The organism is Flavobacterium sp. PL002 (assembly GCF_054165825.1).
This window is the reverse complement of sequence record NZ_CM135110.1, coordinates 4444559-4460548: the sequence shown is the minus strand read 5'-3', so window position 1 is coordinate 4460548 and position 15990 is coordinate 4444559. Positions and strand designations below refer to the sequence as shown.

General features: G+C 30.3%; 15 protein-coding genes. 2 read left to right on the top strand and 13 right to left on the bottom strand.

Annotated elements, in window-relative coordinates:
• Positions 1–30: 30 nt before the first annotated feature.
• From ACVEGE_RS19490 to ACVEGE_RS19465, 6 genes are all read right to left on the bottom strand, one after another.
• On the bottom strand, positions 31–2925 hold the full coding sequence (locus ACVEGE_RS19490) for an SNF2-related protein (RefSeq protein ID WP_192501691.1): 2895 nt from the start codon (positions 2923–2925) through the stop codon (positions 31–33).
• Between the two features lie 108 nt (positions 2926–3033).
• Positions 3034–5286 (bottom strand): DUF3987 domain-containing protein, encoded by a 2253-nt coding sequence (locus ACVEGE_RS19485; protein ID WP_192501692.1) that lies wholly within the window; start codon positions 5284–5286, stop codon positions 3034–3036.
• Between the two features lie 20 nt (positions 5287–5306).
• A complete protein-coding gene (locus tag ACVEGE_RS19480; protein ID WP_192501693.1) occupies positions 5307–5591 on the bottom strand; it encodes a helix-turn-helix domain-containing protein in 285 nt (94 codons plus the stop codon).
• 3 nt (positions 5592–5594) lie between these two features.
• The gene (locus ACVEGE_RS19475) at positions 5595–5882 is read right to left on the bottom strand and encodes a helix-turn-helix domain-containing protein (RefSeq protein WP_192501694.1); all 288 of its coding nucleotides are present in this window, start codon (positions 5880–5882) and stop codon (positions 5595–5597) included.
• A 100-nt stretch (positions 5883–5982) separates the two neighbouring features.
• A complete protein-coding gene (locus ACVEGE_RS19470) occupies positions 5983–7197 on the bottom strand; it encodes a hypothetical protein (RefSeq protein ID WP_192501695.1) in 1215 nt (404 codons plus the stop codon).
• 52 nt (positions 7198–7249) lie between these two features.
• On the bottom strand, positions 7250–8482 hold the full coding sequence (locus tag ACVEGE_RS19465) for a phage integrase SAM-like domain-containing protein (protein ID WP_192501696.1): 1233 nt from the start codon (positions 8480–8482) through the stop codon (positions 7250–7252).
• A gap of 348 nt (positions 8483–8830) precedes the next feature.
• On the opposite strand from ACVEGE_RS19465, the gene ACVEGE_RS19460 reads away from it, so the two are divergent.
• Together ACVEGE_RS19460 and ACVEGE_RS19455 are read left to right on the top strand one after the other, a co-directional pair.
• Entirely contained in the window at positions 8831–9385 is a 555-nt protein-coding gene (locus ACVEGE_RS19460) for a nitroreductase family protein (protein ID WP_192501697.1), read from the top strand.
• Positions 9386–9404: 19 nt separating this feature from the next.
• A complete protein-coding gene (locus tag ACVEGE_RS19455) occupies positions 9405–10055 on the top strand; it encodes a M15 family metallopeptidase (protein ID WP_192501698.1) in 651 nt (216 codons plus the stop codon).
• A gap of 4 nt (positions 10056–10059) precedes the next feature.
• Here the strand turns inward: ACVEGE_RS19455 and ACVEGE_RS19450 are convergent, their stop codons facing one another.
• The 7 genes from ACVEGE_RS19450 to ACVEGE_RS19420 form a co-directional block, all read right to left on the bottom strand.
• On the bottom strand, positions 10060–10626 hold the full coding sequence (locus ACVEGE_RS19450) for a hypothetical protein (RefSeq protein WP_173853527.1): 567 nt from the start codon (positions 10624–10626) through the stop codon (positions 10060–10062).
• Between the two features lie 4 nt (positions 10627–10630).
• Positions 10631–11812: a class I SAM-dependent methyltransferase gene (locus tag ACVEGE_RS19445; RefSeq protein WP_192501699.1), complete on the bottom strand. Its 1182-nt coding sequence runs from the start codon at positions 11810–11812 to the stop codon at positions 10631–10633.
• A gap of 2 nt (positions 11813–11814) precedes the next feature.
• Complete coding sequence (locus ACVEGE_RS19440) at positions 11815–12906, bottom strand: AI-2E family transporter (protein ID WP_192501700.1); 1092 nt, start codon at positions 12904–12906, stop codon at positions 11815–11817.
• 81 nt (positions 12907–12987) lie between these two features.
• The gene (locus ACVEGE_RS19435) at positions 12988–13941 is read right to left on the bottom strand and encodes a zinc metalloprotease (protein WP_192501701.1); all 954 of its coding nucleotides are present in this window, start codon (positions 13939–13941) and stop codon (positions 12988–12990) included.
• 161 nt (positions 13942–14102) lie between these two features.
• Complete coding sequence (locus tag ACVEGE_RS19430; protein ID WP_192501702.1) at positions 14103–14606, bottom strand: TrmH family RNA methyltransferase; 504 nt, start codon at positions 14604–14606, stop codon at positions 14103–14105.
• A gap of 4 nt (positions 14607–14610) precedes the next feature.
• On the bottom strand, positions 14611–15249 hold the full coding sequence (locus ACVEGE_RS19425) for a DUF4159 domain-containing protein (protein ID WP_192501703.1): 639 nt from the start codon (positions 15247–15249) through the stop codon (positions 14611–14613).
• A 27-nt stretch (positions 15250–15276) separates the two neighbouring features.
• Positions 15277–15984, bottom strand: a complete 708-nt coding sequence (locus tag ACVEGE_RS19420) for a 16S rRNA (uracil(1498)-N(3))-methyltransferase (RefSeq protein ID WP_192501704.1) — start codon at positions 15982–15984, stop codon at positions 15277–15279.
• Between the last annotated feature and the right edge of the window lie 6 nt (positions 15985–15990).

The window sequence follows — 15990 nt, the reverse complement described above, 5'->3', positions numbered from 1 at the left end:
TTTTATGATATGGTATTATGTACAGCTAAATTATATTAATTTCCAACGTATACTGAATATGTCTTTTTCTATTATTTTTTGGTTTAATCGTTGTTCTATATCAGTTAATAAATCTTCTTTACGAATATCGATATCATCTTGAGCCTGAAAGAGTCTTCTTCTTTTTTCGCTTCGTTTACTTTCTAGTTCTTTAATTTCTCTTTGTGCTTTTACTTTTAATTCTAGATTTAGTGTTTTTTTAGCTTCTGCTTTTTTAAGTTTTATTTCGGCATCAATGTCTTTAATTTCTTTTTCAAGACTTATTTTCATATCGTCTGCCCATTGGTCTAATTTATCCATTTCTACATCAAAAAAGTTATGGTTTCTTAATGCATTTTCATTTAAAATTTCTTGTTTTAATGAGAACAGTGATTCTTTAAAAGTTTGCTCAATTACTTGATTACTTGAAAATTCATCCTTTGAACAAGCATTTAAAGAAAAAAACCTGCCAGCCATTTCATCATCTATTATAATTCCATCATCAGTAAAGCAACTTATCAAGAAATATTCTTCCAACTCAAATGAATTTACTTGTATTAATTGAATTTTCATCCAACCCGATGTACCAATAAATTGTTCTAAATAGACAATCTTTGTATTAGAATTAGTATAATCAAAAATGACTTCTTTTATTGGAGTATCTAATTCTTTACAACCTTGTAAAATTCTTTGTGCTAACTTATGACCAACACGATATACATTGGTATCATCTGGTATTTCAATTTCTGATTTTCGACCATGTTCGTTAGCTTTTAAAATCATATATGGACCCGCATGAATATTTTCATTAGGAAAAGGATTTTCTAGTAATTTAAAAGAATAATCATTTTGAAAATGAGCTTTTTCAGCTAAAAAATATTGCGTTGTTTTCCATAATTTATCTTCAAACCTAGATAGTGATTCTTTAGTTTCAAGCATACTAGAGCGAAGCTTTTCTCTAACTTCCTCATCAAAATTTTCCATTAAAGTAGATTTTACTTCTTCTAGTCTTTCTGATATTTGTGGTTTTAAATCATTTTGCAATTGGTCGAAAGCTTCTTGAATTTCTTCTGGTTTTCTACAATTATTATATATTTGAGCAATACGTTTTTCAAAGTCTACACCTGTACCAATGCTTCCTAAAACTTCGTCACTTGCTCCGAAAACTCCATTAAATAATTGAAATTTCTGATCTAGTAGTTCATAAACTCTTACATCTGCTTCATTTTTTACATTTAAAAAATTAACTACAACTACATCATGTTTTTGACCATAACGATGACAACGACCTATTCTTTGTTCAATTCGTTGTGGATTCCAAGGCATATCAAAATTTACAATTAAAGAACAAAACTGAAGATTAATTCCTTCAGCAGCTGCTTCTGTAGCAATCATTATAGTTGCATCATTCTTGAAATATTCTACTAATGCAGAACGTTTATCAGCTGTTGGAGAACCTGTAACTTTATCTGTTCCTTTGTGTTTTATTAGCCACTCTTTATAAATTCTTTTAGATTTCTCATCGGTATTAGTACCGTTAAACAAAACAACTTTGTCTTTGTATCCTCGAGCTTCTAAAATATTGTATAAAAAATCTTGTGTTCTCCTACTTTCGGTAAAAATTAAAGCCTTTTTATTAGCACCAAGTCTTTCTAATTCAGTAAATCCTTTTTCTAAAGCCGTAAATAAATGTTCTGCCTTTGAATTTTTACGAATATGTTGTGCTAATAATCTATACTCTTTTAAGTCCTTTAATTCGTCTTTTATATTTTCAATATCTTGCTCTGAATATACAATTTCTTCTACAAGAATTTCCTCTTCTTGCCACTCTTCTTCTAATTCATCAGCAGTTTCGAAATCTTCATCTAGTTCTAATAATAAATCATTTATTTCGTGTTTAGAAAGCAGATTTTCTAATTTAACTACGAGTGAATTTAATGTACCATATATTGCATAAGATGAAGAAGCTAATAATTTACGTAAAATTAAAGTCATTAACTGACGTTGGCTATTTGGTAAAGCATATAACTTTTCTCTTTGTAGATATTCTGAAACTAAAATATACAGTTTATGCTCTTCCTCTGTAGGCTTAAATTTTTCGCAAATTGGTATTCTGTTAGTGTAATTTATGTATTCTAGAACCTGTTTTCTTAAAGTTCTATGGCAAACAGGTTTAATTCTATTTCGTAATTCAGCATAATTTTCTTCATCTACTATTCTGGAATATTGAGCTTTAAAACTTTTTAAATCTCCAAAAACATAATCGTCGATAATAGAAACTAAACCGTACAATTCTAAAATTGAATTTTGTAAAGGTGTTGCTGTTAATAAAACTTTTTTATATGGCATCAATGCTTCCTTGATAGCATTTGCCGTTTTATTTGAAGGTTTATAAACATTTCGTAGTCTATGTGCTTCATCAATAATAACTAAATCCCATTTTGTTTGCTCTATATAATGTGCCTTTGATTTTGCAAATTGGTATGAACATATTAGTATATTTTCGCTCTGATTAAAAGGATTTAAGTTTCCTGATTTTACTTCATAGTTAAACGACTTTGTTTCTAATATAATAGATGGTAAGAAAAACTTATCGATAAGTTCTTGATTCCACTGTTTCCTTAAATTGGAAGGAGCAATAATTAGAAGTTTTCGTTTTCTTTCCGCCCATTGTTGCGATAAAATAATTCCTGCTTCAATTGTTTTACCTAAGCCAACCTCGTCTGCAAGAATTGCACCTTTTGATAAAGGAGACTGAAACGCAAACAAAGCTGCATCAACTTGATGTGGATTTAAATCAACTTGTGCATCTTGTAATGATGAAACAAACTTTCCTATACTGTTTGAAGGTAGTTGGCGCGTAAGGTCGAATGCGAAAAATTTTGCGTGATAATCTGTAAAATTCATTTAAAGGATAGATCAATTATTACTAATCAGTTACAATTCACTTCTAAAACAGCAAAAGTACTTCATTGCGTAAATATAAAACAACTTTTGAATTCCTTACAATTTCATTTACGATTTCTTGTACACTCCATAATCAGTTTTAGTTAAAAGTGTTCCAGTACAGTCCTTTAGCAAATTATCAATTGTTCTTTCAGCTAATTTATAAGTCTTACCAATTTCAATAGCTTCTTTGCGTTTAAACTCCAAAGGCAAAGCATCGAAAAACTGTTTTTTCTTTTCGCCTGATTTGAACGGTCCTTGTTCTCCTTGTTTAGGTAAATTATTGAACATGATCACACTGTGTTCCAAATAGGTTGTTACGAGTGTTAAGGCAGTTTCAAAATCAATATCAGTACAATAGATTTCTGTATGATAATCATTTGCTTTAAATTTTCTGATAGCTGTAAAAAGCATACAAAAACGATATAAAATAATACCTAGACGTTTTACCACGCTTAGCGCATCATCACTAACAAAAGTATTTACTTGATGCAAGAAAGTACTAAAGGAATTATTAAGTTTCTCCCATTGTCCTTCTGTTAACTGCAATATCATACTATCCCGTTCGAAAAATTCTACCATTTTCAGGACTTCAGTTGATTTTGTTTTAAAATAGTCTGTAAGGTTTACAGGATTACCTTTTGGAGACACGTCCATCCAAACAGCATCTGTTTTGAAAACATAAAATATAAACCGACTAAACAAACCATCCTCTGCAGAGGATATGATATTGAAAATTTGTTTTGGAGTTCCTGATAAAGCGACTGAAAGTTGCGGTTCATTTACTTCGACAAACTCTCCATCAGTTTTGCGACTTACTGAAATTTTCTCGTGATGAAATGATTTGCGAAGCATATCAGAATAAGAACCCCATTCGTTTTTAAATGTTTGTCCTAGTGTATCTGCTTCGGTTTCGCAAATAATTCCTTTTCCTTCATTGCAATCTAAATGTTGAATTACCTTAGCATTACTGGTGTTGCCAGGAATATACACCACTTTAAATTGGGGTGCTACAGGCATTCCTTGTCCTTCCTCTAATTTACTTTTGCTTTTCAGCATTTTGAAAGCTGCTAAGTTTTCTTCGTATATTTTAAAAGCTTCTTTCGATTCAGCAACCATTTTATCATGGTATTTGTCGGCTAATGCTTTTGCAAATTTTAAAGCTCCTTTTCCAGAAGCTGCAGGAGCTAAAATAAAAGAAAACAAACTAGGGTAAACTACATTACCACTGTAAACACCTGAAACATTAGGTAAGCATCCTGAAAGGATAGCCATTGCACCGGTTAAAAAAGTATCGCGCTCACGCAGGTCTGAAAATACATTACAACTTTCAAACAATATAGGCGGTAAATTATCATAAACCGATTGCGGGATTAAAGGTGTTGATCTTAATACATCTTCCTCCTCCACTTCGTTGCTTATTTTATTTTCATCTTCTTCTGCAATTGCAGTTTCTGTAGTTTTCAACATTGCATAGTTTGCAAACTTTGCAAAGTCTGCAATTTGATTCTTATAGACAGATTGAACTGTTGTTTTAATTTCGCTTTCGGATAAATCAAAATTGGTAATACAATAATCTAAAGTGTCCTCCTGATAAATTCCATTCCTGTTCGCATTACTTGCCAATAGATAGATGAAATTATTACGATTACCGTTGTGATATTGTTCTTTTTGTTCTGTGAACTTCAAACAATTATCTAATTTTTCATCTGTTGAAAGGGATTGTGTAACTTGAATCGGTTTTGGCTTTGTTTTTACTTTTTCTTCACTTTTGCTTTCTTCTTGAACTTCAAAAATAGTTGCATTTTCATTTATAAAAAGATTTGGATCATGGGAAACAAAACATAATCTGGAAATGTCTTTACATTTTGGGTCAAAATCAAAACCTGTAAGGTTTTGGTAATAATTAGCCACTTGACTGTATGCAATTGTGTGCTTTTCTGCATTAGAATTGATTTTGATGAATATTTTTAAACCTTCCCCTCTTGGACTAACAAACGATGCTAATGTGAGTTCACAGCCGTTTATTTTAGTTATTAAACTACTTAAATCTTCCACTGGAATATGGTCAAAATCAAGATTTACTATTTGAGAATAGGAATTAATGAATTCTTTTTTCCTTTGTTTTCCAAAAGTTCCAGAAGCAGTAAACGCTAGTAATTCGCTTTTTAGCTTGTCTGCCATTTCTAGCTTTTCAGAATGCATTGCAAAACGAATTGCATTTATTTCGCTTTCGTATTTATTGGATTTTATATCTTGAAAAATAGTGAAGATTGAAACATCCTCTAATCTTGTTCCGAAGTTTTTATATTTTGATACCATCAGCTTGCTATAGTTTAGGATTAAGATTCTCTCTTTGGATTATAATTCTCATTCAATAGTTTTTGAATGTCGGATAATCGATAATAGATTTTTGAACCTACCTGAGAGAATCCGATTATTTTACCGTCTCTCCATTTTTGAGCTGTACGGACACTAATATTCATCAGCTGCATAAACTCTACATTGTCGAAGAAAAGGTCTTCAGAGTTAATGTATTGTTGCTGTTTCTTGATGCTTACCTCTAAGGATGCAATTTTTACATAAATCCTTTCGGCTTCTTTTTGAGTAATTGAAAAGTCCTCCATAGCTTATTTTTTTAATAAGGATAAGCCAGCTAATAATTCACTTTTCTTGTAGTAACGTCGTGCGCCTATTCCGTAGGCTTTGACTTTTCCTTTATTTGTCCAAGCCCATAATGTGCTGCTATCAATTTTAAGGAATTGACATGTTTCCTCTCTGGTGAGAAGTGCTTCATCATCATTTTTGGATTGGATTTCTTTTTGAAATTCTTGAATACCGTTTCTAACGGACGTACCTATAATTTGTTGAAGTTGTTCAACTGTTAGGCTTTCTAATAATACTGAATTGGTTTGCATGACTTGTTGTTTTAAAGTTTAACAAGTCAAAATTGCAAATGAAGTCGTGTTGTAGATTGAATGAAGTCGTGTGTTTTATGACACGGTTTCTTAAAAGTATTTATACTCTATTGTATATACTTTCTCTTAAATCTGATTTTCCTAATTGGGTTTTAGGTTTTATTCTGCTGATATTTATATTAAATTCTAATAGAAAATAAACAAATTGCGTTTGCTGGTAATCATCATAAATTAATTTATCTTTTCTCATGCGGTGAAAAACAAAACTGTAATCGGCTAATTTTTCATCACCATTACCGAATGCTTCTACTAGATTTTTGAATTTGTCAAATGCTTTATCAGAAGTAAAAATTCGAGGATATAAGTTCGATTCTTCTTTAGGTGTTTCTACTATTAAATTTTTAATTTCTTCTTTAACTGCTTCCACTTTATCAGAAGCCTTTATCACATCCGAAATTGATTTTTTCCTGTTTTGTTCTTCAATTTCATCTGGAGTTGCAAATGAATTAAACTCACTTATTCTATCCCATGCAATTGAGGAAATAACATTACAATCATTGCAAAACGCTTTATTTTCATAGGCTTTATGATTATCAAAAGTCGATTTATCATAATCAACTCTTATTTGTTCCGTTAATCCCCAATATTCTCCGATAAGATTATAATTAGCATAAGAGACATTTTCTAGTTTTCTAGTACAATAAAATAGCTCGGTAAACGTGGTATTAAAATCAAAGTGAACATATTGGTTAACGGTCCCGTTCATAAATGCTTCCAATCTAAAAAAAGCATTGTTTAATTTATCTTTTACCTTTTCATAGGATAAATTATCATTTTGTGATATTTCAAGAAATGATTTGTACAGATAAAAACTATTTACATCACATACCGCTTGAATAAATTCTTTTAAAGGTTTGTATTTGAAACCTAAACTCTTGATAATACTTTCAAATTGATATCCCTGAATTGTACTAATATCTTCACTTACTAACATTTCGAATAATTCACTGTATTCTGTTAATAAAAAGTTTTTACTTATCATTAATAGCTTTTCCTCATGGCTTGAATTTAAGGGATCAGAAGTAGTTAATGCGTTTATATAACCTGCAATAATTGGATTGCATTTACTTAATCGTTTTTTTAGTTTTGCTATTTTTTTTTCTGTAATAAGCTGCTTTTCGCTATCATCAGAACATAAAGAATAATCGAGTCTGCCCAAGTCTCTCTCATGCTGCTCAATACTAAAAATACCCATTTCTATAAATTCTAAAAGGAAGTCTAAAACCTCCTTTTCTTTGCTGCTTAACTCAACCATCAGTTTGCAAATTCGTTTTAAAAGTGTGAAAGTAAAAAAAAAGCTTCGAATTTTAGAAGTAATTAGTTAATTCCATTGCAATATCTTTATTGCTTTTGCCTATGTAAGTCAAAAACATAGCTTCAGTAGTGTGTCCAGTGATGTACATTAAAAATGAAGTTGGAATCTTCCCGTAATTATTAGAAGCAAAAGAGCGTCTCCCAATGTGCGAAGAAACTAATTTCCATTTTGGGTAGTCTTTTTCTACTTTGGCTTTAATTTTATGGTCAAATAAAACCCCGTGAATTGGCTGTTCTATTTTTGCTTTTTCACAAACTTTTTTGATGTGTTCATTGTATTTCTGGTCGGATATTTTTCGAGGGAAATTACCATCATATTTTTTTAGAATCTCAATGATTTTTGAATGTAATGGTATTGTCATTATTTTATCTGTTTTGACCTGTGTAAACTCAATCAACGGTTTCAGATCTCCTGCTTTATTTTTTTCATGTCTAATCATAGATTTTTCAAAACGTAAAAAATCAGAAACCCTTTGGCCACAATAACAACTTATCAATAACCAATCACGAGCATTTTCCAAACCATCTGTTAATTCTGAAACTTTTATTTTTTCAATTGATGCAATCTCATTTTCATCTAAATAAATATTTTCGACTTTATGATATTTGGCTTTAATACTATCTAATTGATAATGTGTTTCTACTCCATTCGCTTTTGCGTGACGGCAGAATGTTTTTATAAAACGAATATTACGAGCTGTTGTGTTTGGAGCATAACCAACTTGAATGCAATATTTTTCAAAGTCCATTTTGAACTTAGCACCAACATCACGAATAAATATAGTTGATCTTGTATGCTCTTGATACCTCATTAATAAATGTTTAATTACATTGCATTTTGTAATTGTGCTGCTTTTTACGTCGGCTTTTTTAAACTCAATAAAAGTATCAATATAATCTACTAATTTATCTGGATGTTTTATTTCTTCTTGTGGTGGATTAATAAAATCTTTCAACCATTGCGCATCAATCAGTTTTATTCCCTTACTTTTATTGTACTGTTTTAAAAGGTCATTTTTTAATGTTACTAAGTCTGTGTCCAGGTTAGCAACATCAATGTCTTTAACTGCTCTTTTGGTTGGTCGTTGTTCAGCATCATCCCAATCTTTAGGATCAATGTGATAATTTGTTTTTGCTTTTATATCCGTATTTCTGCCATCACGCAAACGAATATAAATAACTGCTGGACTTTTTTTACTTTGAAGAAGTAGGTAAATTGATGCCATATTTTTCCCTTTTTATATTACATAAAGATACAAAATCTAGCCCACATTTAGTCCACAATAGTCCAATATTATACTATTAAATCCAAACTTATCCAATATCAATTATTAAAAAATACTTTGTTAAGTATTGAATTTATTGAGTTTGTGTACATAATTGGATAATCCTTGTTTTTACTGATTTGGATTATTGTAGTCCCTCTTTCTCCGCGGAATTAAACCCTAATAACTTATAAATAGTTATTAGGGTTTTTTATTTTATTTAATTCTAGATTTAACTAAAGCTACTTATGTTAGTTTTATTAGATTTGGTATCTTTGATTTGATTATTAATGACTAATGTACAATTAGATGAATGTAGAAGAGGCAATTAAAACAAGGCGTTCTATAATGCCTGATCAATATATTGATAAAGATATTTCCAAGGAATTAATACTTAAAATTCTTGAGAGTGCTAATTATGCTCCTAATCATAAATTAACTGCCCCTTGGCGTTTTAAAGTTATCACAGGTGAGACTAGGGAGGAATTAGGTTTGTTTTTAGCGAATAAGTTTAAAGATATAGGTCCAACTTTTTCTGAGTTTAAATATAATAAGATAAAGGAAAATCCTAAGAAAGCAGCCGCTGTTATTGCTATTTGTATGCAACGAGACCAGAAAGAATCTGTACCTGAGTGGGAAGAAATTGCTGCTGTTGCTATGGCTGTTCAAAATATGTGGTTGATGGCTACAGAATTAGAAATAGGTTCTTACTGGAGTTCACCACCGCTTATTAAATATATGCACGAGTTTTTTGACTTGGCTAAGGGTGAAGTTTGTTTAGGGTTCTTTTATATGGGATATTTTCATACTCCTTCAACAGAAAAAACACTTGGTGCTATTGATGAAAAAATAGTTTGGTTATAATATTAAAAAAGTAATACTTATGATTTCAAAAGATTCTTATTTATTGGCTTTTGTTTTTTTAGCTATATGCAGTATCTCTAACGCTCAGGTAAAGATTACAGCTAATCAAAACATTATTTTGAGTGATACGACATTTGTAAATTTAAAAGATTACAGTACTGATTTTATATATGATATGAAATATGCTACTGAAGATAATTTTTTAAAGGCTAAAGTTTATGATTGCGCTGAATGTTTGATTAGGTTAAAAACAGTAAATGCTTTAGTTAAAGCAAATAAAGAGTTTATTAAAAAGGGATATCGAATTAAATTATTTGATTGTTATAGGCCTTTAGATATTCAAAAGAAGATGTGGATGATTGTCTCTAATCCTAAGTATGTTGCGGATCCTAAAAAAGGTTCTATACATAATAGGGGCGGAGCGGTAGATATTAGTCTGGTTTATTTAGAAGGAAAACCTTTAAATATGGGAACTGATTTTGATTTCTTTGGTGTTGAAGCTAGTCACAATTATTTGAAATTACCGAAAGAGATTCTTGCGAATAGAAAGTTACTGAAAAAAGTAATGATTGCAAATGGGTTTATTTCTTTTGATTCAGAATGGTGGCATTATAATTTAAAAATGGCATTAAAAGATCCTGTTTCTAATGCCAAATGGGACTGTGATTAACTATTTATTCTACACAGCTTAAATTGTCAATAAAATAATTTTCAGGTTTATAGATTATATTATTTAATTCTGATGTGAATTCTTTTTGTATTACATAATCAGAAATATCAGTTAAGAATTTTATTCGCATTAATGACATTGGAGATGATTTTAAATCTTCGAATGAACCTTTTATGAACATAAACTTACCTGATATTATACGGTTGTCAAAATCTTTGTCGTCACGAATTAAAGAGCCACAATTTTCTTGATCAAGATGTAGCAATGTTACTATTTTTCCATTTTGAAGCTGAAGGTATACTTTCGAATTTTTATCAAAACAATTTGCTTTCATAAAGCTTTTACTTTTTTGAATCATTTGTAGATTTAAGGTAGGCATTCCATCAGTAGAGGCTAGTGAGAAAAATATATAACTAGAATTACCTGCAAAATGACTTTCAGAAATCATATAGTCTTTTGTGACTTTGTAGGTTCCTAATGAATCAGATATATTTTCGCTGTATTCACATGGTTTTTGTGCTAATAAAGAGTTTGTAATGAAGAAAATTACAATTAAAAAGACTTGTTTCATTTTTTTATATTTTGTTGCAAATTAATACAATTTTATTATTATCCTCATCTGTAGTGAAAAAAGAATAGTCACTCCCACCTTCTTTAATTTTCCATTTTTTTCTAATATTTTCTACCGTTTCTTGAAAATTTCTAATTGTGATATTTGATTTATTGTTTTTCATAAAGCTGTTCATTTCGAACTTATTATAATTAAACATGTTTTGTATTTTAAAAATGCGACCGGGGAAACTTTCTATCAAGTTTTTAGATGTATACAGATGAGAATGTTTGTGTAGCTTATTTATTTTATAAAATATACCAACTTCATCAAAACCTCCTGATTTCATTATTGCGCTGTTGGGTTCATAAAGATATTCTTGTGGCAAACTATAGTCGGGTAAAGAATTTTGTTCGTTAATTACAAATTTGAACTCATCAGTTTTATTTTTAAGAATATTTGCTGTGTGGATGGTAACAGAACCTGAGTAATTTTTATGAAGTTCCCAAAGTAATTCTTTGACTTCATTTTCTAAAGCTACAATATGTATTTTTTTTACATTTTTTAATTCAGATAGACCTGCAGATAAATCTAATAATGGAGCAGTTTTAATTAAGATAGCATCTGAATTTTCAAAATAACTATTTAGATTTTCAGGAACGTTAGGTAAGCAATCTTTGAGCATAAAAACTTTACCTTTGACTTCATTACGCCTTGAGGGATCAATATAGATCCAATCCCATTTAGCCCCTAATGATATAAGTATTTCAGTACTGTCTCCTGTATAGCAAGTAATGTTATTTGCTTCTAATTTTTTGAAATTATGTTGTACAATTGTAGATAAGTCCTCATTAATTTCACAATGTGTTACAGCTCTTATTTTTTTCGAAAAATAGAAATCATCTACTCCAAAACCACCTGTTAAATCGATTAAACTTTCTCCTGAAACGATGGTGCTTTTATATAATGCCGTTTTTTCGGAAGAGGTTTGTTCAATAGATATTTTTGTTGGGTACAAGATTTCTTCGGTTGAAAACCAACTAGGAAGTTTTTCTTTAGCTTTAGCTTTGGCTTCAATTTGTTTTAAAATAGTAATCCATTCCACTTCAGGAAAGGGATTTTTTTGTAACGCTAATTTAGAGATAGATGTACTTAAGTTTTTACAGATAAATTCTTGTATATCTTTATTTAATAACTTCAAATCCAAAATTATATGTTTTTTGTTAGTAACTGAATCGCCTTGTTTTCAGGAAAAAACTCTTTGGCTACTACTTTTAATATTGTAAAAAGAGGAACTGCAATGATCATTCCAAGAACACCAAATAAGAAACCTGCAATTAATATTACTAAAAATATTTCTAAAGGGTGTGAGCTAACACTTTTAGAAAATATTATAGGTTGAGATAAGTTATTATCGATGATTTGTACTATCCAGAAACCAATTAATACATAAATAGTGGTGGGTAAAATTTCTGATTGGAAATCAGTTCCTAAATTGGCCAACATCGTTAAAATAGCTGCTAATATTGAAGCTATTAAGGGACCTATATAAGGGATTACATTTAAAACAGCACATAGAAATGCAATAACTATAGCGTTAGGAATTCCAAAAATAAGTAATATAATTAGATATAATATAAATACAATAAACAGCTGAATAACTAGACCAATAAAATAACGAGATAATAATTTATTGATTTTTTCAATAGAGTTTAAAACTTGGTCTTCATGATTATCCGGAATTAATTTTCGGGCAGTAATTAAGAATGATCGTCTATCTTTTAATAGAAAAAAAGTTATAAAAAGTACAGAGGCTAATCCCATCCCGAAGCTGCTAAGAGTGCCTAATAGGGCATTTAAAAAATTAGGAATAAGATCAAAATTTAGTTTAGAACTAAGGTCCACTTCTTTTAACATTTGTGAAGAATCAATGTGATGATTTTCTAAAAAAACGGTGATTTGGTTCACTAATTGTATGGTGCTTTTTTCAATTTCGGCTGTATTAAGTAATGATAAATTAGCTCCTTGATTTAAAATAAGCGGTATAAACATCATTATAAAACCACTGATGGTTACAACAAATATAAATACAGTTGCTATAGTGGCAAATGTGTTATTAAATTTTAAACGTTTCATGAAAAAATCTAATATTGGGTATCCAATCAATGTTAGTATTAATGCTACAATTAAGTATATTAAAACAGCTTGGATCTGGTAGAAGAAATATAAAAGTAAAGTTACTAATACAATGGAAGCAAGTGCTCTTAAAATTCCTTTTGATATAATTTTTGGTGTGATCATTAATTTATTTTTTCAGGATATAAATATAAAAAAATCTCGCTAACAAGTAGCGAGATTTCAACTTATATATTATAATAAATATTAGCTTCCAAAACCTGATCTAGCCCCGCCAGAAACAAAGATGGCTGCCATTCTACTTTTTTGTCCGTTTGAGAACATAAACATACCTCTGTCATCTGTATAATCCATATAATTCATTGTCATCTCTACAGGAGTTCCTGTGCAAGTACTATAATGAGGATAAGTAGGTACGCCATAATTTGCATCGTTATGCGTAGGTGTATCACTAACTAAATCACTACCACAATTAGCATCACCCCAAATGTGGCGTAAGTTCATCCAGTGTCCCACTTCATGAGTAGCAGTTCTACCTAAGTTGTATGGGTAATTTGCTGTTCCAGAAACGCCAAAATATTTAGCATCAATAGCAACACCATCTGTTGATGATGAACCGCCAGGAAATTGTGCGTAACCCAGTATTCCTCCTCCAATGGTGCATACCCACATATTCAATTTTGTTGTAGGTGATGTAGGTGCAATTCCTCCTTGTGATGTTTTTTTCATTTTGTCATTTGTACCCCAAGAAGTTTTGGTTGTTGATTTTCGGTTAATAGCTTCTAAAACGAATGTAATTCCAACATTTGCCTTAATTCCTGAAAATATGGAAGGAACTTGACTGAAATCATCATTTGAAGCATTGTAATCATCATTTAAAACATCAATTTGGGATTGAATTTGGGCGTCTGAAATATTTTCGGACGAAGTTCTATAAAGAACGTTTACTATTACTGGAATTTCAATCTTTCCATTTACTATTCGGCCTGTTAGCATCGCTTTTTTAGTAAAATCTTCAATTTGATTCATCCTTAACGCTAAGGTTGGATCTTCTTTCAATTGTGCTTCTAATACATCTTGTGTTGCACATTTTCGCTGTGTAATAGCAGCTGATTCTTGAGTTTCTAACTCTGAGTTGTTGTCATTTTGACAAGAGAATAGCATTAAAACTGCCATTACTGATAAAGCAACTTTTTTCATAATAATTATAGGTTAAGTTAATAAAATATGATTTGGGGAAATCATTCAACAATTTTATAACTAAATTATTAATAAAAAAAATTCTATAAAGTAAGCTGTTATATGAATAAATGAAGAATGCCTTGTGGTATTGGTATTGTTAACAATTTAATAAAATAAAATTAACATTTAGAAGATGTAAATTCGTACAGAAAAATACTTGTTGCTTGAACTACATTCATGCTGCTGTTAGTTCCAAACATTGGTATATGAACTATTTGATTTGAAATAGACAAAAGAGTTTTGGATACGCCATTAATCTCACTACCAATGATTAAGGCTGTTTTTTTTGTAGTAGGTACGGTTAATTTTTTAAGGGGTTTGCTAGTAGTTGTAATTTCTAAAGCAACGGTTTCATAGTCATTTTTCCTTAAATAATTAATAAGTTCATTTGGATCTTCGATGGTCAAATGTGGTACATGTAAATGAGTACTTCTAGATGTTTTATTGATTTTTCGAGGTGTTAAAGGAACTTCTTTTCCTAAAAATATAATTTTTTCTACACCAAAGGCTTCACTAATTCGAAATAAGGAGCCTATGTTTTGCTGGAAATAGATATTATCGCAAACTATAATTATTGGAAAAGTTTTTCTTTCAAACTGATTTTCGTCGTGATTTAACTGCACAAGCTTAATTGTTAAAGATGTAGTTTATTATATTAGCACCCATTTTTAATGCTTTTTCACGTACTTCTATTGGGTCATTGTTTACTTCAGGATCTTCCCAACCATCTCCTAAATCGCATTCATAAGTATATAGAAGTACTAATCTATTTTTGATAAAAATACCAAAAGCTTGTGGGCGTTTACCATCATGTTCGTGAATTTTAGGCAATCCATTTGCAAATACAAACGGTTTTTGAAAAATAGCGTGACTTGATGGAATTTCAACTAGGTCATCATTTGGGAATATTTTTTTTATTTCTTTTCTGATGTATTGGTTTAATCCATAGTTGTCGTCAATGTGTAAAAAGCCTCCAGATTGTAAATATTTTTTCAAGTTGGTAACATCATTTGGACTAAAAATCACATTTCCGTGACCAGTCATGTGTAAAAATGGGTAAGAAAATAAATTTGGACTTGATGGCTCTACCGTTGCGGGTTTAGAATTAAGGGTAGTATGAATAGTTGCATTGCAATATTTTATTAAGTTAGGCAAAGAAGTAGGATTAGCATACCAATCTCCACCACCTGCATATTTTACTAAAGCGATCTCTTGTGAAAAGGAAGTGATAGTAATAAATAAAAATATAAAACACAGTTTTTTCATACGGTAGGTTATTATTTAAAAATTTTTTTAAATTTCATTAGCATAAATAACGCTGTGACAAGCAACGATAGCAGCAGTTTCTGTACGTAAGCGAGTATTTCCAAGTGATACTGCTTTGAAATTATTAGCTATAGCTAAATCTATTTCTTTATTAGAAAAATCACCTTCTGGCCCTATCAATATAGTAATATCCTCATTAGGTTTAAGAACTGATTTTAGCGTTTTTTTATCAGTTTCTTCACAATGAGCAATTAAAAGTTGGCCTTTTTGTTCTTGCTTCAAGAATTCTTTGAGTGTAATAGCATCATTTAATTTAGGAAGATACGTTTCGTTAGCTTGTTTAAAAGCAGTTAAAATAATCTTATCAAAGCGGTCTTTATTGATTATTTTTCTTTCGGATCTATCACAAATGATAGGTGTTATTTCTTGAATTCCTATTTCGGTGGCTTTTTCTAAAAACCATTCAAAACGGTCGTTCATTTTAGTGGGAGCTACAGCTAAGTGCAAATGAAATTTTGGAGCTGGTTTCTTTTCGAAAGAAAGTACCTCTACGGTACATTTATTATCAGAAGCTAAGGTGATTTGGCATTCAAAAAGCTCCCCTAAACCGTTAGAAACATGTAGAATGTCTCCATCTTGTTTTCGTAATACTTTTATAATATGCTTGCTTTCTTCTTTGTCAAAAACAAATTCAGTTGTTGTATTGTTGATATTTTGGTTGTAAAATAATTGCATGTTTTT